Annotated in this window: 26 protein-coding genes; 18 read left to right on the top strand and 8 right to left on the bottom strand. The window is 68.1% G+C overall.

The window, feature by feature from the left end; all coding sequences use genetic code 11:
- Positions 1–23: 23 nt before the first annotated feature.
- Complete coding sequence (locus ACW5F0_RS04635; protein WP_456999139.1) at positions 24–1,373, top strand: hypothetical protein; 1,350 nt, start codon at positions 24–26, stop codon at positions 1,371–1,373.
- Between the two features lie 45 nt (positions 1,374–1,418).
- On the opposite strand, the gene ACW5F0_RS04630 is transcribed toward ACW5F0_RS04635, so the two are convergent.
- Positions 1,419–2,459 carry a tetratricopeptide repeat protein gene (locus tag ACW5F0_RS04630; RefSeq protein ID WP_456964846.1) on the bottom strand — a complete coding sequence of 347 codons (1,041 nt, stop codon included), beginning with the start codon at positions 2,457–2,459 and terminating at the stop codon, positions 1,419–1,421.
- Positions 2,460–2,508: 49 nt separating this feature from the next.
- Positions 2,509–2,925 (bottom strand): hypothetical protein, encoded by a 417-nt coding sequence (locus ACW5F0_RS04625; RefSeq protein ID WP_456964845.1) that lies wholly within the window; start codon positions 2,923–2,925, stop codon positions 2,509–2,511.
- Between the two features lie 316 nt (positions 2,926–3,241).
- On the opposite strand from ACW5F0_RS04625, the gene ACW5F0_RS04620 reads away from it, so the two are divergent.
- The 9 genes from ACW5F0_RS04620 (at position 3,242) to ACW5F0_RS04580 (ending at position 12,329) form a co-directional block, all read left to right on the top strand.
- Positions 3,242–3,985, top strand: coding sequence for a hypothetical protein (locus ACW5F0_RS04620; RefSeq protein ID WP_456999138.1), 744 nt, complete (start codon positions 3,242–3,244; stop codon positions 3,983–3,985).
- 318 nt (positions 3,986–4,303) lie between these two features.
- Positions 4,304–4,429 (top strand): hypothetical protein, encoded by a 126-nt coding sequence (locus tag ACW5F0_RS04615; RefSeq protein WP_456964843.1) that lies wholly within the window; start codon positions 4,304–4,306, stop codon positions 4,427–4,429.
- 10 nt (positions 4,430–4,439) lie between these two features.
- Complete coding sequence (locus ACW5F0_RS04610; protein ID WP_456964842.1) at positions 4,440–5,276, top strand: c-type cytochrome; 837 nt, start codon at positions 4,440–4,442, stop codon at positions 5,274–5,276.
- A gap of 38 nt (positions 5,277–5,314) precedes the next feature.
- A complete protein-coding gene (locus tag ACW5F0_RS04605) occupies positions 5,315–6,682 on the top strand; it encodes a cbb3-type cytochrome c oxidase subunit I (RefSeq protein ID WP_456964841.1) in 1,368 nt (455 codons plus the stop codon).
- Between the two features lie 3 nt (positions 6,683–6,685).
- Positions 6,686–7,492 (top strand): AAA family ATPase, encoded by an 807-nt coding sequence (locus tag ACW5F0_RS04600; RefSeq protein ID WP_456964840.1) that lies wholly within the window; start codon positions 6,686–6,688, stop codon positions 7,490–7,492.
- A gap of 11 nt (positions 7,493–7,503) precedes the next feature.
- Entirely contained in the window at positions 7,504–9,531 is a 2,028-nt protein-coding gene (locus tag ACW5F0_RS04595) for a nitric oxide reductase activation protein NorD (protein ID WP_456999137.1), read from the top strand.
- Positions 9,532–9,679: 148 nt separating this feature from the next.
- Positions 9,680–10,633, top strand: coding sequence for a glutaminase (locus ACW5F0_RS04590; RefSeq protein ID WP_456964838.1), 954 nt, complete (start codon positions 9,680–9,682; stop codon positions 10,631–10,633).
- A gap of 73 nt (positions 10,634–10,706) precedes the next feature.
- Positions 10,707–11,432 (top strand): hypothetical protein, encoded by a 726-nt coding sequence (locus ACW5F0_RS04585; protein WP_456964837.1) that lies wholly within the window; start codon positions 10,707–10,709, stop codon positions 11,430–11,432.
- Positions 11,433–11,708: 276 nt separating this feature from the next.
- A complete protein-coding gene (locus ACW5F0_RS04580; protein ID WP_456964836.1) occupies positions 11,709–12,329 on the top strand; it encodes a tetratricopeptide repeat protein in 621 nt (206 codons plus the stop codon).
- A 16-nt stretch (positions 12,330–12,345) separates the two neighbouring features.
- On the opposite strand, the gene rlmF is transcribed toward ACW5F0_RS04580, so the two are convergent.
- Positions 12,346–13,263: a 23S rRNA (adenine(1618)-N(6))-methyltransferase RlmF gene (rlmF, locus tag ACW5F0_RS04575; RefSeq protein ID WP_456999136.1), complete on the bottom strand. Its 918-nt coding sequence runs from the start codon at positions 13,261–13,263 to the stop codon at positions 12,346–12,348.
- 171 nt (positions 13,264–13,434) lie between these two features.
- Between rlmF and ACW5F0_RS04570 the strand changes: the two genes are divergently transcribed.
- Entirely contained in the window at positions 13,435–13,806 is a 372-nt protein-coding gene (locus tag ACW5F0_RS04570; RefSeq protein WP_456964834.1) for a YajD family HNH nuclease, read from the top strand.
- Entirely contained in the window at positions 13,803–14,273 is a 471-nt protein-coding gene (locus ACW5F0_RS04565; protein ID WP_456999134.1) for a DUF1456 family protein, read from the top strand. Before ACW5F0_RS04570 ends, ACW5F0_RS04565 begins: the two co-directional genes overlap by 4 nt.
- Before the next feature lie 28 nt (positions 14,274–14,301).
- Here the strand turns inward: ACW5F0_RS04565 and ACW5F0_RS04560 are convergent, their stop codons facing one another.
- A complete protein-coding gene (locus ACW5F0_RS04560; protein WP_456999132.1) occupies positions 14,302–15,024 on the bottom strand; it encodes an rRNA pseudouridine synthase in 723 nt (240 codons plus the stop codon).
- A gap of 153 nt (positions 15,025–15,177) precedes the next feature.
- Between ACW5F0_RS04560 and ACW5F0_RS04555 the strand changes: the two genes are divergently transcribed.
- Positions 15,178–16,089 carry a hypothetical protein gene (locus ACW5F0_RS04555; RefSeq protein WP_456999130.1) on the top strand — a complete coding sequence of 304 codons (912 nt, stop codon included), beginning with the start codon at positions 15,178–15,180 and terminating at the stop codon, positions 16,087–16,089.
- 55 nt (positions 16,090–16,144) lie between these two features.
- The gene (locus ACW5F0_RS04550; protein ID WP_456999128.1) at positions 16,145–16,918 is read left to right on the top strand and encodes a hypothetical protein; all 774 of its coding nucleotides are present in this window, start codon (positions 16,145–16,147) and stop codon (positions 16,916–16,918) included.
- A gap of 13 nt (positions 16,919–16,931) precedes the next feature.
- Here ACW5F0_RS04550 and ACW5F0_RS04545 read toward each other — a convergent pair whose 3' ends face one another.
- Positions 16,932–18,758, bottom strand: a complete 1,827-nt coding sequence (locus tag ACW5F0_RS04545) for a glycerophosphodiester phosphodiesterase family protein (protein WP_456999127.1) — start codon at positions 18,756–18,758, stop codon at positions 16,932–16,934.
- A 146-nt stretch (positions 18,759–18,904) separates the two neighbouring features.
- Between ACW5F0_RS04545 and ACW5F0_RS04540 the strand changes: the two genes are divergently transcribed.
- Positions 18,905–19,231 (top strand): biotin--protein ligase, encoded by a 327-nt coding sequence (locus ACW5F0_RS04540; protein ID WP_456964828.1) that lies wholly within the window; start codon positions 18,905–18,907, stop codon positions 19,229–19,231.
- Entirely contained in the window at positions 19,228–20,007 is a 780-nt protein-coding gene (locus ACW5F0_RS04535) for a lipoate--protein ligase family protein (RefSeq protein WP_456964827.1), read from the top strand. Before ACW5F0_RS04540 ends, ACW5F0_RS04535 begins: the two co-directional genes overlap by 4 nt.
- Before the next feature lie 317 nt (positions 20,008–20,324).
- On the opposite strand, the gene ACW5F0_RS04530 is transcribed toward ACW5F0_RS04535, so the two are convergent.
- The 3 genes from ACW5F0_RS04530 to ACW5F0_RS04520 form a co-directional block, all read right to left on the bottom strand.
- On the bottom strand, positions 20,325–20,828 hold the full coding sequence (locus ACW5F0_RS04530; protein WP_456999126.1) for a lipocalin family protein: 504 nt from the start codon (positions 20,826–20,828) through the stop codon (positions 20,325–20,327).
- Positions 20,829–20,917: 89 nt separating this feature from the next.
- Positions 20,918–22,081: a DUF3667 domain-containing protein gene (locus tag ACW5F0_RS04525; protein ID WP_456999125.1), complete on the bottom strand. Its 1,164-nt coding sequence runs from the start codon at positions 22,079–22,081 to the stop codon at positions 20,918–20,920.
- Positions 22,082–22,195: 114 nt separating this feature from the next.
- On the bottom strand, positions 22,196–22,756 hold the full coding sequence (locus ACW5F0_RS04520; RefSeq protein WP_456999124.1) for a hypothetical protein: 561 nt from the start codon (positions 22,754–22,756) through the stop codon (positions 22,196–22,198).
- A 245-nt stretch (positions 22,757–23,001) separates the two neighbouring features.
- Between ACW5F0_RS04520 and ACW5F0_RS04515 the strand changes: the two genes are divergently transcribed.
- Together ACW5F0_RS04515 and ACW5F0_RS04510 are read left to right on the top strand one after the other, a co-directional pair.
- The gene (locus tag ACW5F0_RS04515) at positions 23,002–23,730 is read left to right on the top strand and encodes a hypothetical protein (RefSeq protein WP_456999123.1); all 729 of its coding nucleotides are present in this window, start codon (positions 23,002–23,004) and stop codon (positions 23,728–23,730) included.
- 110 nt (positions 23,731–23,840) lie between these two features.
- Positions 23,841–24,272 carry a DUF4920 domain-containing protein gene (locus ACW5F0_RS04510; protein ID WP_456964822.1) on the top strand — a complete coding sequence of 144 codons (432 nt, stop codon included), beginning with the start codon at positions 23,841–23,843 and terminating at the stop codon, positions 24,270–24,272.
- Positions 24,273–24,292 lie beyond the last annotated feature (20 nt).

Below are 24,292 nucleotides of genomic sequence, written 5' to 3'. Positions count from 1 at the left end.
AGGGAATGAGTGCAAGAGGTGTTATGCGTACGCTCGCGTGGGCGGCGGGCGCACTGGTGGCGTTCGCGGCGGTTACGTACGCGGTGCTCCTGGTCGTCAACTGGAACGACGAGTCGGCTTCTGCCGACGCGGAGCGGCTGACGGCCATGATGCGCGACCGTTTGGTGCTGGCCGATACGGCAAACGGCTACATCCATGCGTTGGGCCTGGCGGCCGCGCAGGACACGGATCCGGTGGCGCTGGGCAGCGTCCGCAATGCGCACATCGAGGCGTTCACTCCGTCGTCCTTTGGAGCCTACTTCCCGGAACTACCGGGTGAGGATGCGGACTACAAGGCCGCGCGCAGCCCTGAGGTCGCCGCGCTTGCCACCGCATGCAGCGAGGCAGCGGCATGTGTGGAGGCATTGCATGCCCACCCCGAAGCGGTAGCGCAGTGGTTGGCCGGGGAGCAGTGGTTGCTCGACCGGTATGGCCGCATGCTCGCCACCGACGGGTGGCGCGACCCCATTCCCGCGGATATTGGCGTGCCGCTGGCGGGTTATCAGCATCCGATGGAGATCCAGAAGCTGCATCTGGTCGCGGTGCGGCAGCACGCGATCGCGCGCGACGCGGGGGCCGTGCGGGACCTCCTGGAGCAAGATCTTGTGTTCTGGCGGCAAGTGCTGGCCTCGTCGGACCTGCTGGTTTCCAAGATGATCGCGGCGGCTGGGGTCAGGCGGAATTTCGCGTTCGGAAACCTTGCGCTAGCCGAGCTTCCACCCGACCTTGCCGCCGCGGCCGTGCCGCCGTCCTGGCGGCAGCCCATGTCGGTGGCCGAGCGTTCCCTCGCGCGGGCGCTCGGTGGCGAGTGGCACGCTACCGGTGGCTCGCTGCGGATGGTCATGTCGCCTGAAGCGCAGACAGCCAACTCGCGTTCGCAGGTCAGCGAGCGCCTGCTGCGCCCGCTGTTCCAGCCGCAGGCGACGCTCAATCTGTTCGCTGCCCGAATGGTCGAGCTGGGTAGGCTCTCAGAGCTGCCTTATCCGGAGATGGGCCAGGCACTGGATGGCCTCGCCGAGCCGCAGAATGATGCGTCGCCGGGGTTCCGGCTGTACAACCCGGTCGGCGCCATCCTCGACTCCATAGCCGCACCCGCCTACACGAACTACATCGCACGGCTGACTGATCTCGAAGGCCAACGGCGCGCCGCGTTGCTGGCTGCGACCCTGCGCGCCGGTGGCATTTCACGCGAGGGCGCGGCGGACGCGGTACGCGATGCGCCGCTTCGCAGACCCCATGACGGTGCCCCGTTCGAATGGGATGCTGCCAGCGGGTCCATCGTGTTCCACGGGCTGGAGCAGGGGGAACGTGGACGGCATGTGGTGCTGTTCTAGACGGCCGGGTTTGACGCTGGTCCGACGCCGGAACGTGCTCTCGGCTCAGTCCAGCGCCCGCAAGGCGGATTCGAGGTCGGCAACGTCGGGATGATCTTCACCGTGGGCTTCGCGCAGGATGGTCAGGGCCTGCGCGTAGTTGTCGCGCGCCTCGGTGATGGCGCCGAGATCCTGGTAAGAGCCAGCCATGTTGGCGAGCACCGTGGCGGTGGCGGGATGTCCAGCGGGGAGTGCGTTGCGCCGGATATCGAGCGCGCGTCGATAGAGCTGCAGTGCATCTTCATGCTGGCCTCGCGCATCCGCCAGGATGCCTTGCGTGTTCAGCGTGTACGCAAGGTCCGGGTGGCCGGGTCCAAGTTGGGCTTGCTCCGTGGCGAGTACACGGTCAAGCATCTGGTGCGCTTCGTCGAGCCTCTCCGTTCGGATGAGAAGGTCGGCAAAGTTGGCTTGCACCTTGGCCAGCTGCAGTGGCGGTGCGCCGGTAGCCGCCATGAGCGCCAACGCCTCCGTGTAGGCCTGTTCGGCCTCGGGAAGTGCGTCCAGCTGGTGGCGGATCAGGGCAAGCGCGGCGAGGGCCGTTGCGGTCTCGGCATGCGTGGGGCCGTAGGCCAGTTCGCTGGTCCTATACGACTCTTCGAGCCACGGCAACGCGCGATCGAACTGCCCCTGTTGCCGGTGCAGCTCGCCCAGGTTGCCCATGGCCACCGCCATGTCCCTGGGATCGGGGTCGGGACTACGGCGCAGCGTGGCCAGGGATGATTCAAAGGCCGTGGTGGCTTCGGGGAAATGCCCAAGTGCAAGCTCGGCGGCGGCATGCAGGCTCAACGCCGCGCCGGCTTCAGTGGTGTCGGGGCCAAGGGTCGCCGTCGCCTGTGAATGCGCGAGGCGCGCCAGTTGCGACGCATCGGCATACGCGGCGCGCTCGTAGGCTTCGTTGGCCTGCGCGTACGCCAGTTCCCAGCTGAGCGGGGTGGCGGTGGCGGTCGCCGGTGCGCGTGCGGTGTGATCCACGTTCGCGCATGACGTCATGACGCATGCGAGCAGCAGCGCAATGGCGGCTGCTCTCTTCCTGGCTGATCCGTTCAACGCTTGCTCCCCGTTCCCTGTCGGGAGAATAGCGCGCCGGCGGATGGACTCAAGGCCGATCGGGCTCCCTGGCCATGTTGGCGGCAGTGAATTTGACCGTGCCCTTCTTGCAGTCGAGCATCGCAAGCCGCGTGTCGCCCTGGAACACGGTCAGTTGGCCGTACCAGTCCGGATCCATGTAGGAGGTTGATGCGTCGAGCAGATAAGTCGTGTCGCCGTTCTTGAAGTTCATCACGAAGCTTTCAACCTGCGAACCCGTGGAGACGGAGTATTCGAGCTCCGCCGTAGGCGTCTCGATCGTCATTTCTGGCGCCTGGCCAGGCTTGCCGAAGGTGTAGCGGACGTGGGTCACCGTCTGCACCACCTGTACGACCTTGCCGTTCGTTGTCGTGCAGCTGAAGACCGTGTCGTCTGCCTGCGCCAGGAGCGGCAGGGCCGCGAGGGAGGACAGGATCAGAACGCGCATGGGTGCCTCCTTTGCTGAAGGACACGACATCCCGACGACAGAACGGCCAGAGGCATGGTGGACGGCAACCCGCTGCACCAGCGAGGACAGCCGCGGAACGGGGTCAGGGACTGATGTTTTCATGGCCTGATCGCTGCGGCCGTGGACGGTACGGGATGGCGTTGGGACGGTTATCCAGAGGCGGGCGCTGCGCCCCAAGTGAGCGGCTGTCCTGCGCCTTGCCACGCCGTAGACACCGTCAAGATACGCTCCACGCAACCGCCACGCCCTGGAGCAGGAAATGCCTTCCCTTCGATCTATTGCCGTCCCGTCCGCCGTGGCCCTGACCATTGCGCTGGCCACCGCATCCTGCGCCACGCCACCCGAAGCACCTTCCGCCGCCCCTGGCAACGTTTCCGTCGAGGGCACCGTGGCGTCCATCGACACGCAACCGTGGACGTACGACGGCAGCGCTGTGGTCGAGGTCGATGTCGTGGGCCGCGGCCGCGTGGCGGTGCGGCTGCCCGCGCGCTGGAATCTTTGCGAAGCCGAACCAGTGGACGTGCAGGCCTTGGCCGTGGGCATGCGGGTGCTGGTGGCGGGTGCATCCGGGGACGGAGATGGCCTGACGGTGTGCAGCGATGCCGCGCACCGGCTGGTGCCGCTGGATGACGGCAGTGACCCGACCCGTGGCGGCGACGGCTCTGCGATCGCGCTCATGCCGCTGTCGGCGGCGGAGATCGATGCGGCGGCGCTTGCCGGGGAGCTCGCCTGCAGCTTCTCCTCTGGCGAAGCGGGCGAGGCACCCCTGCTGCTGGCGAGGGGCGATGTGGCCTCCGCCGAATCCGCACGCGGCGTGGTGAAGGTCGGCGACTACATAGAGCCCGTGGCGGCGCCCGGCGGTTTCGACGCGATGCTCCGCGGCACGCGCTTTTCCGGCGCTGGCAAGACGATCGACATCACGCTCACCGGCGCGGCGAGCGGAGGCGGGGAATCACCGGTCCGCCCTGCGACCCTCGTCTATCACCGTGCCGACGGTGCGCAGCGCAGGTGGAGTGGTTGGTGGCAGTGCGGGCCGTAGGAGCAGCAGGGGTAATCGCCCGGCGCGTGGTTGACGGCGGTGACGGCGCTGTCGGGGAAGGTCGCGGCGTAGAAGGTGGCGGCTTCGAGCGCGCCGCCCGGCGACCTGGTGGCCACCCACCGGCTCGATGCCGATCGCGTACACCGATCCGCATGGCCCCGACGCATCTGCGCAAATGCTGCGGTTCTTCGCAGCGTGGAGGCGTCGCGACGGGTGAAGCCGGGAAGGGGCGGAGATTCATGCGTTGCATGAAGGTTGAGTAAATGACAGAGTGAATCAGGCGCGTGTCCTGAGTCGACCCGTTCGGGGAGCAGACGAATGAAGGCAAGCAAGCTGATTTCTCCCGTGCGCTGGCTCGGGATGCTGGTGTTGGTGCTGATGGCGGTGGCCGTGATCTACGCCGGCTACACGGCGATTGAGTATTGGCCTTCGATCTCCGTCTAGGAACGACACCATGAACAAGCGGCAGTCCCGGATCTTCGCCATCGTCGCAACAGGCCTCGCCGCCGTCGCATTCCTCGGCCTGACCCTGTACAGCCATGCGCGCTTCGACGACCTCACCAACGCGCAGGACATCACGCCGGAGGTCACCCACGGCAAGGATGTCTGGCACAAGTACAACTGCATCAACTGCCACACCCTGTTCGGCGAAGGCGCCTACTACGCCCCCGACCTGACCAAGATCGCGCAGCACCGCGGCGAGGCCTACCTGAAGGCCTATATGCGCGATCCATCGCAGTTCTACGACGAGCAGCGCCATCGCCGCCTGATGCCGACGCAGAACCTCAGCGAGCTCGAGATCGCGAACCTGGTGAAGTTCCTCGAGTGGGTGTCCAAGGTCGACAACCAGGGCTGGCCGCCGCGGCCCATCCTGGTCGCCGGCGGCACCGTCAACGTGGCCGCGCAGGGCACCGAAGAGGGCACGGCGCAGGACGTGAGGCCCGTGCGTGCCGACAGCGACCCGCGCGCAATCGGCGAACACCTGTTCGGCACCGCGGTGCCCGTGTGCACCGCATGCCACTCGCTGCAGCCGGGCGTCCAGCTCGCCGGCCCGTCGATGGCTGGCATGGCGGAACGTGCGGCGCAGACGATCGCGTCCCCGGACTACACCGGCAGTGCGACCGACGTGGAGGGCTATATCCGCGAGGCGATCGTTTCCCCAAGCGCGCACCTGGTTCCGGGAGCCATGTTCTCGGCGGAAGGCACGTCGTTCATGCCCAACACGTATCCAGAGACCCTCACCGAAGAGCAGGTCGACCAGCTCGTCGCCTTCCTTGGATCGATGAAATAACACTGGCGGCGTCCTGCGCCGGCACCGGGAGATCTTCCATGCGTTACAAGTCCCAATCAGTGGCCTACTGGTATTTCGCCGTGGCCATGGTGCTGTTCGGGCTGCAGATCGTGTTCGGGTTGCTGTCGGCGGCCAAGTACCTCGGGCCGGACCCGCTGCTGTACATCCTGCCGTTCGACGTCACCAAGACCATCCACACCAACCTGCTGATCGTCTGGGTGCTCACGGGCTTCATGGGCGCGACCTACTGGATGGTGCCGGACGAGTCGCGCACCGAGCTGTACAGCACGAAGCTCGCGTACTGGCAGCTCGGCTTGTGGACGGTGATGGGCGTCACCGCGGTCATCGGCTACCTGTTCCGCTACGGCACCGGCAACAAGCTGCTCGAGCAGCCGCTGCCGCACAAGATCGTCATCGTCATCTGCATGCTGATGTTCCTCTACAACATCGGCATGACGATCAAGCGGTCGGGGCGACTGACCACGACCGAGGGCGTGCTGATCGGCGGACTTGCGCTGTCGGCGGTGCTCTACATCCCGGCGCTGCTGCATTACGAGAACTACACGGTGTCGATCTTCTACCGCTGGTGGACCATCCACCTGTGGGTCGAGGGCGTGTGGATGATGATCATGGCCGGCTTCCTCGCCTACCTGCTGATCCGCCTGTCGGGCATCGATCGCGAGGTGATGGAGAAGTGGCTGTATGTGATCGTGGGCCTGGTGTTCTTCGCCGGCATCCTTGGCACCGCGCACCATTACTACTGGGTGGGCGTGCCGCAGATCTGGCTGCCGATCGGTGGCTTCTTCAGCGCGCTGGAGCCGCTGGCGCTGGCCGCGATGGCGATCTACGCCTATGCCGCGATGCGGCGCGGCGGGGTCACGCATCCCAACAGCCTGGCGTTGCACTGGACCATCGGCAGCGCGATCTTCGCGCTGTTCGGTGCGGGCCTGCTTGGCCTGGCCCACACCTGGCCCAGCGTCAACAAGTGGACGCACGGCACCCTGATCACCGCGATGCATGCGCACTCCGCGTTCTATGGCGCCTACGCGATGATCATCATGGCGATGATCAGCTACGCGATGCCGGGCCTGACCAACCGGCCGCCGGGAAAGCACTCGCCGCTGGGCTACTGGGCGTTCTGGCTGCAGGTGTCGGGCATGTTCGGCATGACGCTGTCCTTCGGCACCGCAGGCATCGCCCAGGTCTACCTGGAGCGGATCATGGGGATGGGCTACCTGGACGCACAGCTCAAGATCCAGGTGCACTTCCTCATGCTGATCCTGACGGCGACGATCTTCGCCACCGGCGTTGCGATGTTCATCTTCGACTTCTTCCGGTACCGGCCGCAGTTCGATGTGATCGCGGACGGGGCCGAGGGCGAGCTGCAGGTCAAGCCGGGACGCTGATCGATGGATGAGCGCTCAGCGACCGCGACGGCGAAGGCCGGCCCGTACTACCTGCCCACGGGCAACGAGATCGGGATCGTCGAGCAGTGCCATGCAGGCGGGCTTGCCGTGATGCTCAAGGGTCCCACCGGCTGCGGCAAGACGCGCTTCGTCGAACACATGGCCTGGCGGTTGGGGCGCCCGCTGATCACGGTGGCCTGTCACGACGACCTGACCGCGAGCGACCTCATCGGGCGTTTCCTGATCCGCCACGACGACACCGTCTGGCAGGACGGCCCGCTGACCCGCGCCGTGCGCGAGGGCGCGATCTGCTACCTCGACGAAGTGGTGGAGGCGCGCCAGGACACCATCGTGGTCCTGCACCCACTGACCGATTACCGCCGGATGCTGCCGATCGACCGCACCGGCGAGACGCTGGAGGCGGCACCGGGCTTCCAGCTGGTGATCTCCTACAACCCCGGCTACCAGCGCATGCTCAAGGACTTGAAGCCGAGCACGCGCCAGCGCTTCGTCGCGATCGAGCTGGGCTTTCCCGAGCCACCGGCGGAAGCCGCGATCGTCGCGACCGAAAGCGACGTGGACAGCGGCACGGCGGCGGCGCTGGTGGAGCTGGCCGGGCGCCTGCGCTCGTTGCGTGACCGTGGCCTGGCCGAGGTGCCGAGCACGCGCCTGCTGATTGCCGCGGGCCGCCTGGTCGCCAGCGGCATCGGCGTGCGCGAGGCGTGCAACGCCGCGGTGGTTTCGCCGCTGAGCGACGATCCGACCCTGCTCGGTGCGATGCGCGAACTCGTCGACGCGATGTTCCCCTAGGCGGACCCGACGTGGCCGAGGCCGAGGACGTTGTCGTCGATGCCGCGCGGCACGCGACGGTGTTCATCCGCGACACCTGGCGCCGGCACTACGCGCGCGAACCCGATGCGCCGGTCGCACTGGCGTCGCTGGTGCGGCGCTTGGACCTGCTGGTGTCGGCCGCCTGCGGGACAAGCCTGCCGATGCGCGTGGCGCTGCCGCCGGCGCGCCCGACCGTGCTGCACCGGCTGTTCCACCGCGGCGCCTATCCGCGCCACCGCCGGGCGCTGCCGGCCACCAGCGGGGATGCGATCTGGCTCCCGGCGCACCTGGGCACTTGCGATGGTGTCGAGGCGTCTGAGCTGTATCGCGCGATGGCGCTGCAGCAGGCGCGCCGAGCGATGCGTGGCAGCGTGCAGGCGATCCTCGGTCAGCGCGGGTCACCGCTGTTGCGCGATACCGCGCTGGTCCTCGAGACGCAGGCCGCCGAAGCGGAGATTGCGCGGAGCTTCCCCGGGCTGCTGCCGGCGCTGACGCGACTGCGCCGCCTTGCGCTGGCAGGGCGGCCGCCGCTGGCCGATTTCGCGCCGGCCAGGCAGCCGCTCGAGCAGCTGGTCCGCGGCATCCTTGCGCGCGACCTGTCGGCCGTGCCGGCATCGCCGCCGGGACCGGTCGAGGATTCGCTCGCACGTGCCGGGCGACTGCTGCATGAGTGGGGCATCGCCAGTGCGGACGTACGCCGGCTTGGCCCGATGCCGCTGTATCGCGACTGGTGGACTGGTGAACTGCGCGAGGCGGGCGCCGCCGCCGGACTGGTCGAAGGCAAGCCCTTCGACCACGACGATGACGCCGGTCCCGTGCGCAGCGCGCGGATGGAACGGCGCCCCGAGGAGCGCGAAGCGGCCGCGGACGAGGACCAGGACGGCGAGCCCGGCGCGTGGATGGTCCAGCAGGACGCGCCGCACGAGGTTGCCGAAGATCCCTTCGGCCTGCAGCGCCCGGTCGACCGCGATGACGAGACCAGCGCGGACGAGTACGGCGACATGCTTTCCGAGCTGGCATCGACGCGGATGGTCGCCGCGCCGGACCCGTCGCGCGAAGTGCTGCTGTCGGACGATCCACCCTCCAGTCGCGCAAGGATCGAGTTCGACGATCCCGACGCCGGCGGCATCCGCTTCCGCTATCCCGAGTGGGACCACGCCAGCAGGTCCTACATCGAGCACGGCACCACGGTGCGCATGATGCCGTCGGTGGAAGGCGACAGCCGCTGGATCGACGCGACCCTGGCCCGCCACCGCTCGCACCTCGACGGCATCCGCCGCCAGTTCGAGGCCCTGCGTCCCGAGCGCGTCCGCCTGCGCAGGCAGAGCGATGGCGAGGACATCGATATCGATGCCTGCGTCGAAGGCCGCGCCGACCTGCGCGCCGGGGGATTCCTGCGCGAAGGGCTGTACGAGTCGCGCCGACCGGGTCGGCGCAGCATCGCGGTGTCGTTGCTGGTCGACGCCAGCGGTTCCACGGACGGTTTCATCGGTGGCGGCCGGCGCGTGATCGACGTCGAACGCGAGGCCCTGCTGCTGGTCTGCATGGCCCTGGACGGCCTGGGCGAACCCTTCTCGGTCATGGCCTTCTCCGGCGAAGGCCCGCACGGCGTGACGCTGCGCATGCTCAAGGCCTTCGACGAGGCCTACGGGCAGAACGTCGCGCTGCGCATTGCCGGCCTGGAACCCGAGCACTACACGCGCGCCGGCGCAGCGATCCGCCATGCCACGTCGCTGCTGATGCGGCAGCCCGCCGAGCACCGGCTGCTGCTCATGCTGTCCGATGGCAAGCCCAATGACGCCGACCGCTACGATGGCCTGTTCGGCGTCGAGGACATGCGCCAGTCGGTCACAGAAGCACGGCTGCAGGGCATCTTTCCCTTCTGCCTGACTGTCGACCTGCAGGCGCCTGGCTATCTGCCAAAGGTGTTCGGCCCGGGCCACTACGCCTTGCTGTCGACGCCCGAGCGGCTGCCGCTGGTGCTGCTGGACTGGACCCGGCGATTGCTGGCGCGCTGAGATGGTGACTGCAGATGGAGATCCACTATCCGGGCTTCAGCCCGGACGAGACGGTGACCCTCTGTCATTTCAACCTCTGAGTCGCACGCGCCGCGGGTATCACGCGACGCTGCGTACAGTGGGCACCCCGCACCCGACGGACCCGCGCATGCGCAAGCTTCCACCGAACCCCGACGACCTTGGCCGCCTCGACCTCGACGACATCCTCGGCACCATCAACGAGGAGGTGCGGCAGCGCTTCGGCGAAGGCGAGGTGGCGGACTACATCCCGTCGCTGGCCGACGTGCCGAAGGATCGTTTCGGCATGGCGCTGGCGCTGCTGGATGGCACGATCCACGAGGTCGGGCATTCGCGCGAGCGCTTCTCGATCCAGAGCGTCTCCAAGGTCTACAGCTTGACCCTGGCATTGGAGGCGGTTGGCGACGAGCTGTGGACGCGCGTGGACCGCGAGCCCTCGGGTGATGCGTACAATTCGCTGATCCAGCTCGAGCACGAGAAGGGCATTCCCCGCAATCCGTTCATGAACGCCGGGGCCCTGGTGACCGCCGACGTGGTGCTGTCCAGCCATGATGATGCCGAGACCCTGCTGCTCGAGTTCATGCGGGCGCGTTCGGGCAATCCGGAGGTCGGCACCGACGAGGTTGTGGCGAAGTCCGAGCGCGAGAGCGGCTACCGCAACGTGGCGCTCGCCAACTTCATCCGCAGCTACGACAACCTGCACAACGATGTGCAGGATGTGCTGGATTTCTACTACCTGCAGTGTTCGCTGCGCATGGACTGCGTAGACCTGGCGCGCAGCGTGCAATACCTGGCCGATGGTGGCCGCTGCGGGTCGTCTGGCGAGCAGGTGACCACGTCCGAAGGCGCCACGCGCATCAATTCGGTGATGATGACGGCGGGGACATACGATGCCGCCGGCGACTTCGCGTTCTATGTCGGCCTGCCCGCCAAGAGCGGGGTGGGCGGCGGCATCGTCGCGGTGGTGCCGCGCGTGATGGGCCTGTGCGTGTGGTCGCCCGGGCTGGACGACAAGGGCAATTCACTGCTCGGCCGCTATGCACTGCATCGCTTCACGCGGATGACGGGGCTGTCTGTGTTCTGAAAGCAAGGGTCGGGTGTGTCGGGGCGATGTCGGGCAAAATGCGCAGACGATTGAATAAGATCGGGGAGTGCGAATGCGGCACCTGAACATCTCCAGCCGTCGGTGCATCGCGGTGGCCCTTGCGGCCGCGATCGTGGCGGCTGGCTGCAGCGAGTCTCCGGTCAATCCGCAGGACGTCGCGCCGGATGGAATCCCGGCCGCAAGCGAGGCGGTCGACTGGTCCCAGCCCAGCCCGCAAGCGGTCTTGGGTGAGTCGCCCGCGCGCAGGGTGGATGGTCCCGATGCGTATCTCTGTGCGGGTGCCCATGCACGCTGCTCCGATGATGTGTTCATGGCTGTGGATGCCAGGGAAGCTGACTGGCTGATCCGCAACGGCTATCCCTCTCCTGCGGAACGACAGCGTTTGCAAGAACTCACGATCGAGCAGCTCGAGTCGGAGGCGCCCGGCAACGAGGCCGCGGTGCTCGAGCTGGCGATGCGGCATCTGGACGCAGGCGACCCGTACCACGCGATCGGCATGACCTACCCGCTCGCCAGGGCGGGCAACCTCTTCGCCTATCACGTGCTTGCCGACATCCATGCCGCGAAGGGCCCGCGACAGGACATGCTCGAGTCCGGCGCTTACCTCCGGCTGGCTTATATCCTTGGCGATCATCGCGCGGGTGACGTGCTGGCAGAGCGGCTGTCGCGGTTCGGGCCGGTCGAGCACCGGATGGTCGACCGGCGCGCTGCGTCCCTGTACCAGACGTTTGCCGAGGGCAGGACGCCTGATCCCCGCCCGTTCGGCGGAAGTGACTGACTGCCGACTCCGCCTCGCGCAGCCAAGCCGGCCTTGACGCGGTAGATCGCGACCACATCGTCCTGGTGGGCGAAGGCGGCGTGCAGCACATGCCTGCGCCGGCCGACCCGATCCAGGCGTGGATCGACCTCTCCTGCTGTAGCCGGTGACAGCTGCGCGGCGCTGCCGCGAAGCACGCACGGGCGCGCCGCCGAGCTGGCGCAGCTTGTTCGCCCCAGCGATCGCGCCCCCACCCGTCGTATGGCACTCTTCGCCCGTCATCAGGGGGAGCCATTCATGGGATATCGCATTGCACTGGTCGTCGTGCTGCTATGGGTGGGCGCCGCGGGCGCGGTCGAGCCGCTGCCTGCGGTGCAGCCGCAAGGACGCTATGTCGACGACGATCTGTCCGCGAGGTATCACCCCACGCCCCCCGGGGACCGGGCGCGCTTCCGCCGGATGGTCAACGCCGCGATCCAGAAGAACCCGCGCAACGGGGCCGCGCTTTCGCAGCGTGCGTACCTGTTCATGGAAGGCGGCGACCTGGTGCGCGCGCGTCGTGACTTCGACACCGCCCTGTCGGTGGCAGAACCCGGGGGGCCGTACGAGCGCAACGCGCTGTGGTCCAGGGGTTGGGCGAGCTATGACCTCGGCGATTTTGCGACCACCTTTTCCGACTGGCAGCGTGCAATCGCGCTGCATGGCGGCGAACCCTTCTGGGCGGCCTACAGCATGGCACTGCTGTACTGGACGACCGGACAAGCCGACCTTGCCCTGCAGTGGTACGACACCACGGCCGCCGGCCAGCCGGAGTGGGGGACCGTGGAAGGCATGGAGCACAGGATCCGGCGCTGGGATGCACCGCAGCAGGAACGGATGCGCGAACTCTTCGCCGCGTGGGAGCAGCGTTCACGCTGATGAGTCCAGTGGGGCGCTACCGGAACGTCCATGCGACGAACCGGCTCTGTTTGGCGCCCTGTGCCATGGGCACCACCCGGATGTCCGAGGCGCTGGCCTGGACAAGCTGGCTGCGCAGGGCGGGGAGGTGCTCCGACCGGGCGACGAGGCTGGTGAACCAGCGCACCTGGTCGCGGAACTCCACGCTTTCGCGGACCATCCGGCGCAGGAACGCCGCTTCTCCGCCCTCGCACCAGAGTTCGTGGGCATGGCCGCCGAAGTTCAGTGCGGGCGCTGGCGCCCGCTGTGACAGTGGTGGGGACTGCGTGCCGAGCTGGCGACGCTTGCGCTGGTTGGCGTTCGCGGCCTCGCTTGCGGAGGCGTGGAAGGGTGGATTGCACAGAGTGAGGTCGAAGCGGTCGTCCTCGTGGATCACACCGCGGAATACATTGCCCCGTCGCGGTTGCTGGCGCAGTGCCATCGCCTTGTCGAGCCGGTTCGCCTGCACGATCGCGTTGGCGACCCGCAGCGAGGTCGCGTCGATGTCCGAGCCCACGAAGCGCCAGCCGTACTCGGCGTGTCCCAGCAGCGGATAGATGCAGCTGGCGCCGACGCCGACGTCGAGCACGCGGATCGAGGTGCCGCGCGGGATCGCGCCGTCGCCGCTTTCGGCGAGCAGATCCGCCAGTCCGTGCAGGTAGTCGGCGCGGCCGGGGATCGGCGGGCACAGGGCACCATCGGGCAGGTCCCAGTGGGCGATTCCGTAGTCACTGCGGAGAATCGCGCGGTTGAGTTCGCGCACGGCGGCGGGGTCGCTGAAATCGATGCTGGTGTCGCCGCGCGGTGTCGTCAGCAGGTGCGGTGCCAAGGCAGGGCAGGCCTGTACCAGGCGCACGAAGTCGTAGCGGCCCTGGTGCCGGTTGCGCGGATGCAGCGTGGGTGGGGATGGCTTCATGGGAGCTGCGTGCCTGATCGTGCCGTCGTCGCTCAGTGAGCGCCCAAGAGGGTGGGCATGGGCTGCGTTGTGGCGGGAAAGGCGCGCCAAGCCTAACGCACCCCGGTGCCGATGGCCGGGTGGCCCGGACCCGGTGCTACCCTTTCCCGATTCCCACTGAAGCCGATCACCATGGCCGTTCCAGACAACGCCAAGCTCGACCGCATCGTCGCCGAGGCCCGGCGCAGCGCGGAGCAGCGCGACAAGGGCTACCGCGAGCGGGCCCTGAAGATGTACCCCTGGATCTGCGGCCGCTGCGCGCGCGAGTTCACCCGCGCCAACCTGCAGGAACTGACGGTGCACCACCGCAACCACAACCATTCGGACAATCCGGCCGACGGCAGCAACTGGGAGCTGCTGTGCGTGTACTGCCACGACAACGAGCACTCGCGCCAGCTTGACCACACCGGAGTGAGCGCGCTGGTGGCCGAAGACAAACCGGCCACGGCCACGTCCAATCCGTTCGCCGACCTGAAGTCGCTGCTCAAGCGCGAGGCACCATGATCAACAACGACGTCCTGCGCAGCATCCGCTACATGCTCGACCTGAGCGACAACAAGGTGGTGGAGATCGCGCACCTGGCGGATCCGGCACTGCCGCTGGACCGGGACGACGTGCGCGCCTTCCTGCTGAGGGAAGAAGAGCCCGGCCACGTGGCCTGCAGCGATGCGGTGCTGGCGCACGTGCTCGACGGGCTGATCGTGCACCTGCGGGGACGCGACGAAAGCGTGTCGCCGCGACCGGTGGAAAAGCGCATCCGCAACAACGTGGTGCTGAAGAAGCTGCGGGTGGCGTTCCAGCTCAAGGACGACGACATGCACGCGGTGTTCGCCGCCGCGGGCTTCCCGCTGGCGAAGCCGGAGCTTTCGGCCCTGTTCCGGCAGCCGGAACACAAGAACTACCGCCTGTGCGGCGACCAGTTGCTGCGTGCGTTCCTCAAGGGGCTGACGCTGCGCGTGCGCGGCGCCTGAGCCCGCAGGGCGGCAGGTCCCCAGGGTTTCAGAAGCGCTCGCCGGCGGGCAGATAGCGCCAGGCACCCACGGGCATCTTCGTCAGCGGCACCTTGCCGATGCGGATCCTGCGGATGGCCACCACGTCCAGCCCCACCTGCGCGCACATGTGGCGCAGCTGCCCGCCCTGCACGCCCTTGATCGCGAAGCGCAGGCGGATCTCGTTCTGCCAGCTGACCTTGCACGGGGGCAGCGGGCGGCCGCTGTAGCTCATGCCGTGGCTCAGGCGCTGCAGGCCGTAGGGCGCGATCTCGCCGTCCACTTCGACCACGAACTCCTGCTCGATGTCGTCGCGGTCCTCGCTCAGCCGGCGCCAGACGCGGCCGTCCTGGGTCAGCACCATCAGGCCGCTGGCTTCGGCATCGAGCGGCATCAGCGGCGTCAGGCGATGGAAATGCCGCTGCAGCAGGCGCACGCCAGACGGATCCTCACTCCAGCGGCTGTCCGGCTGCACCAGCGTGTCCGCGGGCTTCGGGCCGGTGATGGTGTCGTAGCCCGCCGGCTTGTGCAGCAGGATCGTGGCCGGCTCGGCGGCGGCCAGCTGGGCGGCGGGGTCCACCACCACGGTTTCGGTGGTGACCCGGAACGCCGGATCCTCGACCACCTGGCCGTCCACCGACACCCAGCCACCCTTGATGTACTGCTCGGCATCGGTGCGCGAGCACTGCGTCATCTCGATGACGCGTCTGGCCAGGCGTACGGGGTCGGACATGGGAGGCTGCCGGGAATCGGGACGCGCAGTGTACCGGTGCGCGGGACCTGTCCTCTCGCCCGGTCGGACGGCGTACACCTTGGGAATCCGGTTGCCTGGCCTGGCGCTGCGCGGCCGGGCCCTGCTTTCTTCTTCGTGGAAAGGATGCCGACGATGCTGCGTATGCGCCCCTTGTTTCTCGCCAGCCTGCTCGGTGCAGGCGCCATGTCGTGTGCTGCGTCGGAAGCGGCGCCACCTGCCTACATTGGCGCCCCGGGCTTCAGCGTGGTGGATGCCGAACCCACCGAAAGCGCGGACTACTACAGCGCGGAGCGCTTTCCGGCGCAGGGCGGTTCGGCATTCCATCCGGACGCCGGGCTGGCGCCGCCGGTGCGTGCGCTGCTGCTGGTCGAGCATCGCGAAGGGCTGCTGCCGCACGCACGCTACCGGGTCAGCTGGCACGTGGCGGCCGATGCGCAGGCGCCGGATCGGCAGCTGGACTACGTCGAAGTACAGCGATTCAACCTGGGGCCGGCGCGGCATGACGATCTGCGCGCATCGGTGGCGGCGGAGCACCTGGCCGACGTCTCGGAGTTCGGCGTCGGGGCGGACGTGGCCTGGCGCTTCGTGATGGCGCCCCGGCAGGGCATGCGTGCCGGCGTCATGCATGCCTCGCGCAAGGAGTTGACCGCTGCCGAAGCGCTTGCGGTGGACTGCCTGGGTGCGCCCTGTGCGGCACTGCCGGATCCGGTCGCGCCCGAGGGCGAATGGTTCGCGCGCGATGTGACGGCGCCGTCGATCGGCTATGCGCCGGCGCCCGGTGGGCCGCATCCGGCACGCGTCGCCGACGATCTGGTTGCCGCGCTGGGCGAAGAGGCCGATCGCGCGATGCCTTTCGATCCCGACGCGCCGCGCTTCGTGTTCGTGATCTCGGCCAATGCCGACGGCCAGGACCTGGCGACCACGGCACTCGCGCGCGACGCGATGGTGCTGGATCACGACATCGGCACCATCTGGGTCCGCTGGCGCCAGGTGTTGGATTCCGCGCCCGAATCGGCACTGCTCCACCAGTCGCGCGGCCGCTGATCCAGGCCCGGTCCTTCATCAAATGCGCGAGTGTTCGCGCGGGGAGATTCATGCCATGCAGATCCACTTCCACCATTCCGCCCGGCGGTCCCCGGGTCGCGTCCAGCTTCCGGCGGTGTCGATGCTTGCGCTTGCCCTGATGCTGGCGGGCTGCGGAGGTGACGCCGCGAACGCCGCCGGGAATCCAAGTGCCGGCGGACAGCAGGGCTCGAGCCGGGCCTCGGCGAAGTTCGATCCTTCGCTCAGGGACACCCCCTGCAGCGTGGTGACCATCGACACCGTGGCGACGGTGTTCGGGCTGCGGGTGGATGAGATCGAACAGCACGCGGCCGCGGGGATGTGCCTGTACAGCTGGAAGGGCAACGGCCAGGTCATGGATGCCACCATCCATGTGACACGGGTGTCGGACAACGCCGCCGATGCCGCGGACTATTTCGCCAGCGCCACGCGCGGGATAGGCGGCGCCGAGCTGGACGCGGCCATGGACTCCATCGGCGAGAAGGCGCGCGAGAACGCGGCCGACAGTGCCGCAACGGACGCACTGCTGGGTGCGGCCGGAAGCGCCTCCCGCAGTGGGTCGGGCGGAATCCAGTTCAGCGAAGTCATGGGCATCGGGGACCGGGCCCGCATGCAGGTCGGCAGGGGCGACCTGAGCGTGCTCCAGGACAACCTGCACTTCAGCGTGACCGCCTACCACGGCGACAGGATGCCGGCCCCCGCGGGCCTCGCCGAGATGGTCGCCGCGAGTCGTGAGTGGCACAAGACGACCCTGACGCAGCGTGAGCAGCAGACGCTGGCGCTGGCGCGGGTGGCGGTCGCTGAGCTCTAGGCGGTCGCTCGCTTCAACGCCGGAACCAGCTGTGCAGGCGCACGAGCAGCAATTCGACGTCGGTCAGCGCCGCCCGTTCGGCGCGCAGGCGCACCGCAAGTTCCGGCACGTCGGTACTGATGTCGTCGACGCCGAGGTCCATGTAACGCGCCATGCGTACAGGATCGTTGACCGTCCATGCCTGCAGCAGGTAGCCGCGGCGGCGCGCATCGGCGACCGCGGCGGCGTCGATTTGCAGGTGGTTGATCCCGAGCATGTCGAAGTCGGTCCGCAGTGCCGTGCCGGGCAGGGCAGCATTCGCGAACAGGGCCAGTCGCGCCCCGGGTGCGGCGGCGCGCGCGGCGCGGACGAGCTCCGGCGAGAGTGAGGCCAGCACGACGGCATCTTCATGGCCCGCGCGCTGGATCTCGCGCAGGGTGGCGTGGAGCAGGGACTGTGCGTTGTGTGCGTCGGGCTTGAGCTCGACCAGCGCAAGCGCGCGGCGGTCGATGAAGGCCAGGGCCTCGGCCAGCGTCTGGATGCGCTCGCCCGAGAAGCGTGGATCGAACCAGCTGCCGACGTCGATGTCGCGCATGGCCGACAGCGGCGTCTGCAGCACGGTGCGGGGGTCATTGGCGACCCTGCGGAAATCGCTGTCATGGAACACGACCACGGCACCGTCGGCGCTCAGCCGGACGTCGAACTCGATCGCATCCGCGCCGGCGGCGATCGCCGCCTGGAACGACGCGAGCGTGTTCTCCGGCGCCATCAGCGCGGCGCCGCGATGCGCGGTCACCGTGACATCGCGACGCAGGTTCATGCTGCTCACGGCCATCGTCGCCTGCACCAGTGCAACGACGAGGAACGCGGCCTCGGCGCCCCAGACCAGCCGGCCCGGGCGCCGCGGAGTGGGGTCGGCCGCCCGTGCACCGCGGGCGCCGCCGAGACGGTGGAACAGGGCGCGGACGAGCAGGGTGTTCAAGGTGCTGCCGAGCAGCAGCACGCCCAGCACGGTGGCGACGTAGAGCGTGAGGTACACCACCATGCCACCACTGACCAGCAGGCGATGCTCGGGCAGCCAGTCCAGCAGGGGCGTGGCCGCCCGGTCGTAGAGTTCGGTCACGACCAGCGGCATGGCCGCGACGGTGAGCGCGACGCCCACCACGAGCGCTGCGATGCGCAGGTGCCGGCCGCGGGTCAGCCTGCGGCTGCGGCGCAGGGCGGCGAGTGGCGAGTGGCCTTCCAGCACCAGCGCCGGCGTGGCGAGCAGCCATCTGAAGTACAGCGTCGCGTGCAGCAGCAGGCCGATCGCGAGCACCGGCAGGAAGGCGGCGAGGAACCACCACAGCGCGGGTGGTCGCGCCGCCACCACGAAATACGGATCGTAGCCGCCAAGGAGCAGCCAGTAGAGCGTGCCGCCGATCGCAAGCCAGGGCAGGGCGAACAGCGTGTGCGCGAGGACCTGCAGGGTGGCCAGCACGGCAAGCGGCCCGGCGCGGCGCAGCATGCCGATCAGCGCTGCAGCGGCCGTGCGGTAGCGGCAGCCGTGGCTTGCCGAGACCAGGAGCATGCCGGCCTGCTGCAGCATGACCACGTACCAGGACAGTGCGCCGGCCAGCATGAGCCAGGTGAGCGCGAGCAGGTTGTCGAGGGCGCCATCCAGGTCGCCTGCGAACGGGCGCTCGATCCAGTGCAGCAGCGCGGCGAGCGACCACGTGGTCAGCGGTGCCGCCGCCACCGTCGCGAACACGGTGAACAGCAGGTACCAGGCCAGCATCGGACGCAGGTGGCGGTGCAGGTCGCGACGGATGTCGTGCACCAGGATGCCGCGCAGGAGGGCGCGGTCATCGTTTGCGATCAATGCAGCTGCGCCGCTGTTGCCCCTGTCTCCGGTGTGCACAGAAGCCTCGGTTCGGAAAAGGGCCGGGGTGGAACGGAGTTCCAGCCGTGGCGGAAGGATAGGGGAACACGGCTGTGGCGCGCGATGTCCGGGGATAGACTGCGCGCATGGACGAAACGAATGGCAGGGCGCACGGCGAGTACAAGGTCCCCGGCGGCAAGCTGGTGGTGGTGGACCTGGCCGTCGCGGAGGGCCGGATGACGGCGGTGCAGGTCAGCGGGGACTTCTTCCTGGAGCCCGACAGTGCGCTGGACGCGATCACCGCGGCCCTGGAAGGAACACCCGTCGATGTCGACGAGGCCGCGCTGGCTGCCCTGGTGGCCGCGGCGACGGATCCGGAGACGCGGATGTATGGCATCACCCCCGCGGGTGTGGCGATCGCTGTGCGCCGGGCAGTGGGTGCCGCGGGCGGCGACGCTGGGGGCCGGGCGTGAGCCGCAGCGACTGGCGCGACCACGCCTGGCACCTGGTGCACGCGCAAGCGCAGGCGCCGGCGCTGCACATGGCGCTGGATGACGTGATCCTGGACGAGGTGGCTGCCGGTCGGCGGCCGCCCACGCTGCGGGTGTGGGAGTGGGCCGGGCCGGCGGTGGTGATGGGGCGCTTCCAGTCCCTGCGCAACGAGGTCGACATGGAAGCCGCGCGTCGCCATGGCATCGAGGTGGTGCGGCGGATCAGCGGCGGCGGCGCGATGTTCATCGAGCCCGGCAACACCATCACGTATTCCATCGTCGCGCCGGAGACGCTGGTGCAGGACATGACGTTCGAGCAGGCCTATGCGTTCATGGACCAATGGGTGATCGAGGCCCTGGCCGGTCTCGGGATCAAGGCCTGGTACCAGCCCCTGAACGACATCACGTCCAGTGCCGGAAAGATCGCCGGCGCGGCACAGACCCGGCGCCGCGGGGCGGTGCTGCACCACGTCACCATGGCCTACGACATCGACGCGGCCAAGATGATGGAGGTGCTGCGCATCGGCCGCGAGAAGCTGTCCGACAAGGGCACGACCAGCGCCGCCAAGCGCGTGGACCCGCTGCGCAGCCAGACCGGACTGCCACGCGCCGTGGTGATCGACCGCATGGTGGACACCTTCCGCAGCCGCCATGGCGGGCTGCAGCCCGACATCCTGCATCCGGACGAACTCGGGCGCGCGCAGGCGCTGGCGCGGGACCGGTTTTCGACGCCGGAGTGGACCGCGGTGCTGCCATAGGCCGACGCGAACGCCCTGGCGGATGACCCGGAGGGCCAACAAAAAAAGGCCCGGACATGTCCGGGCCTTTTCCGTTGATTGACTGGAGCGCGCTCAGGCCGGCGCAAAGGGCTTGGTCGCGCCCTTGTCGCGCTTTTCGGCCTTTTTTTCCTTCATGGTCTTGAGCGGTTTCTTCTTCTGTTCCTTCTTCTGGTTCAGGCCCTTGCTCATCTGGTTCTCCTCGGCGCGTTGGCGCGGGACTGCGGTTGCAGTCGGCCCACACAGTATGCGCCAGCCATCCGGAACCGGATTGCCGCCCGGCGGCCGGCACGGCGCTGCTACAGGGCGGGGCTCGCACCGCCCTGGGGGGTGTCGATCAGGTCGTCGAGCTCGAATCCCTGTGCACGGGCCGTGGCGAGGTAGTCCTCGCGGGTCGACGCGTCCAGGCGCGGTTCGCGCGCGAGCAGCCACAGGTACTTGCGGTCCGGGCTGCCGACCAGGGCGATGCGGTAGTCCGGGTCCAGGCGCAGGATCCAGTAGTCGCCCTTGGTGAACGGGATCCAGCGCAGGCCTTGCGGGAGGAAGCTCACCTCGAGCTTGCTGTCCTGGCTGCCGTCGACCGGGGTGGCCTCGCCGATCGACTCCTGCGGCTCGCCCTTGCCGTCGATGGCGCGGTTGGCGACCCGCACCTTGCCGTCGTCCTGCAGCGTGTAGGTGGCGGTGATGTTCCGGTAGTCCTCGGGCTCGTACCGCATCGGCAGGCGGGCGATCTCGTACCAGGTGCCGAGGTAGCGCTGCAGGTCGACGGCGGGGACGGTGGCGGGGGCATCGTGTGCGGTCATCGGGGAGCTCCTTGTGGGGTCCCCCTGTTTAGCCGAGTGCGGATGAAGCATCCGCAAAGGCCGGACGCAGCCTATGGGCCCTGGCGTGGTCAGGCCGCCGTCAGCCGCCCGAGGAACACCAGCAAGGTGGCGAACGTGAGCATCATGAAATAGATGAAGCCGATGACCAGGTACTTGGGCACCGTCAGCCACCAGGACTGCGCGTAGACGCGCTTCTGCATCATGAGCAGATAGACCGGCATCCACACGAGGATGGCGAACATCGCCAGGGCGGACACGACGCCCGCGGCGCGCGTGCCCACCCAGTCATCCAGCGCCGCCAGCAGGAAGGCCGCGGTCAACATGAGCAACAGGAAGATGTGGCTGTACAGCGCCACCACCAGGTGTTCGAGGTACACGCGTCGCGTGAACAGGTAGGCCACCTTCAACAACAGGGCGAACACCGGGACCAGCAGGAAGAGCGCCGACGGCGCCGACGACATGATGCCCTGCAGCCACACGTCGGGGGCCGCACCGTCGAAGGACTGCATGTTCTTGTCGAGATTGCCCACCTTGCGGTTGAGCCAGTCGTTCGCGAAGCGCGGCCACCAGTTGACGACAAGCGGGTTGGTCTCGGCATCCCACACGCCCTTGTGGCCGAACGAGTTGAACTGCAGTGACGAGGGACGCTTGCCGCCGGGTGCGGACGATTCGCCCGTGTCTCCGGCCGCCGGCTCGCCCGTCAGCTCGACGATGCGGTTGGCGGCGGCACCGTGAATCCGCACCTCGGCTGCCACGAGGGCAGGGTCGATGCCCGGTGTGTTGCCGGCTTCCACGCGTGCGGCTTCGATCTCGGCGGTCATCGCGTCGCGGATGCGCTCGACCTCTTCGACGGTCCCCGCACCCCGGATTTCCTCGATGCCGGTGACGGTGACCGGGTTGTCGTCGACGTGCACCGACACCGCGCCGATGAAGAACGTGAGCACGCTCAGGATCACGAACAGGCGCAGCGGCGCGATGTAGCGGGCGCGGTGGCCGGCGAGATAGTTGATCGCCACCCGCCCCGGGAACCAGAGGTCGCGGAGCGTCCGGAAGACGCGCCCGTCGAGATGCCAGAACGCTTCGAAGAACTCTTCGATCGCGTGTCCGAAATGGCGGATCGGATTGTGTACGGACTGTCCGCAGGCGTGGCAGAACTCGCCGTGCAGGGCGGCCGCGCAGTTTTCGCAGTGGGCCGAGTGGTCGACGCCGGTGCTTGTAGCCTGGTCGCTCATTTGGTCCTTTCCCGGAGGCCTTGGCGGCGGGCGTTACGATAACGCATCCGATTCAGCTGCAAGCCCATCGACTTCAGAGTGGAGCGGGCAGGGACGCTCTCGAAGCAGACGACCTCACTCGAGCACGTCTGATGCCGTTCCGGACGAGCTGATCCCAAGCGGACCCGCGGCCTTATCGAGCGCGGCGTGGTCATCGGGGGCGACGGTTGCCTCCTGTGGCTGCGGCGCCGGACTCGCTGCCCTCAACTTGGCGGTCATTTCCCCGATCAGATCCTGGATGACGCGTGCCTCGTCCTGGAATCCGTGGAACGCGGAATTCTTCCAGTCGCCCGCGATCAGAAGGTCGCCGCTCTTGGCATCGAACAGTTTGACCGCTACGGACTGCAGGTACATCACGATGTCCCAGCGCCAGACATCGACGTAGCTCACGATCGCGTCGACACCGTCCGACGTGCGCGTCCCGGCGGGCAAGGGCGCCTGCACGGTAAATCCGTTCGCGAGCAGCGCATTGCGCACCGCCACGTCCATCTCTGCGGAATTTCCCTCGGCCGGTGCCTGCGCGACGGACACGATCGCCGGCGGCGCCGACTTCGCAAGAAGCACGTCCTGGTGCGTCGCGCAGGCGGACAGGAACAAGGCTGCGGCCAACGCCGCGCCGCGCATGGTCTGTTTCATGATGTTTCCCCCTGTGAGGCGGCAACTATATGCCTTGGGTGCCTGGTGGATTGGCGGGCCTCGTCGCCGCAAACAGGTGCTGCTGACGTGAATCGTCACTACCCGCCGTGAAGCGGCCGCCTGCTCGGGTGGATGGGGCGTGGGATGTATCGCCCGATGGCACGGCGTTGGCACGCGACGTGCTTCATGCGCAGCGCGCCAGCGTCTTCCGGCGCGGTCAAAAACAATGAAAACAGGGGAGTTTCATGAAGAAGTCCAGTTCGGTGGCCATGATGGCCGCCGCGTTCGCAGTCATCGCATCAACGGGTGCCTACGCCCAGTCGAAGGCGATCGAGCCTGCGTCACCGCCGCCGCGCCAGGAGATGGATCCGGCCAAGCGCGTGCCCGAAGCGCCGCGACCGGTTGTCGCTGCAGACGAAGCGCCGCAGCCTGTGCCGCAGCAGCAGTCCAGCGTGGGCCACTCGCAGTCGTATACCGGCAGCTACGAGGCTCCGGCGCGCCAAGAGGAAGGCCGGGGCGGCTTCTTCGTCGGCGTCCAGGGCGGCAAGGGCTGGGTATATGACGACGTCGACCAGTCGGCGCGCTTGGTCAACGCGGGCTACCGCTGGCAGGCCGGCGCGGTGGGCCTGGTCGGTATCGAGCTGGCCGCCGGTCGGCTGGACAGCACCACCGAGGACGGCTGGCGTTTCGCCGAAGTCGACTACGCAAGCATCGGTGTGAACGCCCGCTTCAACTTTGGCAGCACCAGCCCGGTGTACGCCCTCGTGCGCGCCGGTTACATGTCGGCCGACTACGATGTCGACGGCGGCTACGTCGGCGTCGGCCTGGGCGTGGACTTCAACCGTCATTTCAACATGAGCCTCGTCTACACGAACTACGTGTACTTCAACGAAGCCTATTGGGACCGCGGCACGTTCTATTACGACGCGGACCGCGCCGATACGCTGATGCTCGGCGTCGAAGCCCGGTTCTGACTGAACGGCGGCGGGTCCCGGCATGGGGCCCGCTGCCGCGGGAGACACTGGCCCACGCCGCCATCCACCGCTATCGTCGGACCCCCATCCTTTGCCGATCCGGGGCTCCCATGCGCTTCCTCGCCGCCATCCTGCTGTCCACCACCGCATTGCTGGCCCATGCCGCGGAGCCTGTCTCCTACGGCGAGGCTTTCACCGATGGCCCGACCGTTCCGGTATCCGCAGCCATTGCGGATTTCGACGGCCATGCCGGCGAGCCGCGTCGCTTCAGCGGCCGCATCGCCGAGGTCTGCCAGGCCAAGGGCTGCTGGATGATGCTGGAGGACGACGGCCAGGTGGCGCGGGTGATGTTCGGCGACCACGCCTTCTTCCTGCCCAAGGACGCAAGCGGCGCGGCGGTGGTGCACGGCGTACTTGAGCGCAAGGAGCTCACTCCCGAGCAGGTCGAACACCTCAGCGGCGACAGTGCCAAGGGCATCGCGGCCGAGCCGGTCGAATACCGGATCGTCGCCGACGGCGTTCGCGTCGCCGGCGCGCCCTGATCGCCGTGTCCGGCGGGCGC

The organism is Luteimonas sp. A534, assembly GCF_054072805.1.
The sequence above is the reverse complement of the archived record's forward strand: the minus strand, read 5'-3'. Positions and strand labels throughout refer to the sequence as shown.

Coding starts and splice junctions, on each gene's coding strand:
- ACW5F0_RS04635 (WP_456999139.1), top strand. CDS start 24: ATGCGTACGCTCGCGTGGGCGGCGGGCGCACTGGTGGCGTTCGCGGCG.
- ACW5F0_RS04625 (WP_456964845.1), bottom strand. CDS start 2,925: ATGCGCGTTCTGATCCTGTCCTCCCTCGCGGCCCTGCCGCTCCTGGCG.
- ACW5F0_RS04615 (WP_456964843.1), top strand. CDS start 4,304: ATGAAGGCAAGCAAGCTGATTTCTCCCGTGCGCTGGCTCGGGATGCTG.
- ACW5F0_RS04610 (WP_456964842.1), top strand. CDS start 4,440: ATGAACAAGCGGCAGTCCCGGATCTTCGCCATCGTCGCAACAGGCCTC.
- ACW5F0_RS04605 (WP_456964841.1), top strand. CDS start 5,315: ATGCGTTACAAGTCCCAATCAGTGGCCTACTGGTATTTCGCCGTGGCC.
- ACW5F0_RS04600 (WP_456964840.1), top strand. CDS start 6,686: ATGGATGAGCGCTCAGCGACCGCGACGGCGAAGGCCGGCCCGTACTAC.
- ACW5F0_RS04590 (WP_456964838.1), top strand. CDS start 9,680: ATGCGCAAGCTTCCACCGAACCCCGACGACCTTGGCCGCCTCGACCTC.
- ACW5F0_RS04585 (WP_456964837.1), top strand. CDS start 10,707: ATGCGGCACCTGAACATCTCCAGCCGTCGGTGCATCGCGGTGGCCCTT.
- ACW5F0_RS04580 (WP_456964836.1), top strand. CDS start 11,709: ATGGGATATCGCATTGCACTGGTCGTCGTGCTGCTATGGGTGGGCGCC.
- rlmF (WP_456999136.1), bottom strand. CDS start 13,263: ATGAAGCCATCCCCACCCACGCTGCATCCGCGCAACCGGCACCAGGGC.
- ACW5F0_RS04570 (WP_456964834.1), top strand. CDS start 13,435: ATGGCCGTTCCAGACAACGCCAAGCTCGACCGCATCGTCGCCGAGGCC.
- ACW5F0_RS04565 (WP_456999134.1), top strand. CDS start 13,803: ATGATCAACAACGACGTCCTGCGCAGCATCCGCTACATGCTCGACCTG.
- ACW5F0_RS04560 (WP_456999132.1), bottom strand. CDS start 15,024: ATGTCCGACCCCGTACGCCTGGCCAGACGCGTCATCGAGATGACGCAG.
- ACW5F0_RS04555 (WP_456999130.1), top strand. CDS start 15,178: ATGCTGCGTATGCGCCCCTTGTTTCTCGCCAGCCTGCTCGGTGCAGGC.
- ACW5F0_RS04550 (WP_456999128.1), top strand. CDS start 16,145: ATGCAGATCCACTTCCACCATTCCGCCCGGCGGTCCCCGGGTCGCGTC.
- ACW5F0_RS04540 (WP_456964828.1), top strand. CDS start 18,905: ATGGACGAAACGAATGGCAGGGCGCACGGCGAGTACAAGGTCCCCGGC.
- ACW5F0_RS04530 (WP_456999126.1), bottom strand. CDS start 20,828: ATGACCGCACACGATGCCCCCGCCACCGTCCCCGCCGTCGACCTGCAG.
- ACW5F0_RS04525 (WP_456999125.1), bottom strand. CDS start 22,081: ATGAGCGACCAGGCTACAAGCACCGGCGTCGACCACTCGGCCCACTGC.
- ACW5F0_RS04520 (WP_456999124.1), bottom strand. CDS start 22,756: ATGAAACAGACCATGCGCGGCGCGGCGTTGGCCGCAGCCTTGTTCCTG.
- ACW5F0_RS04515 (WP_456999123.1), top strand. CDS start 23,002: ATGAAGAAGTCCAGTTCGGTGGCCATGATGGCCGCCGCGTTCGCAGTC.
- ACW5F0_RS04510 (WP_456964822.1), top strand. CDS start 23,841: ATGCGCTTCCTCGCCGCCATCCTGCTGTCCACCACCGCATTGCTGGCC.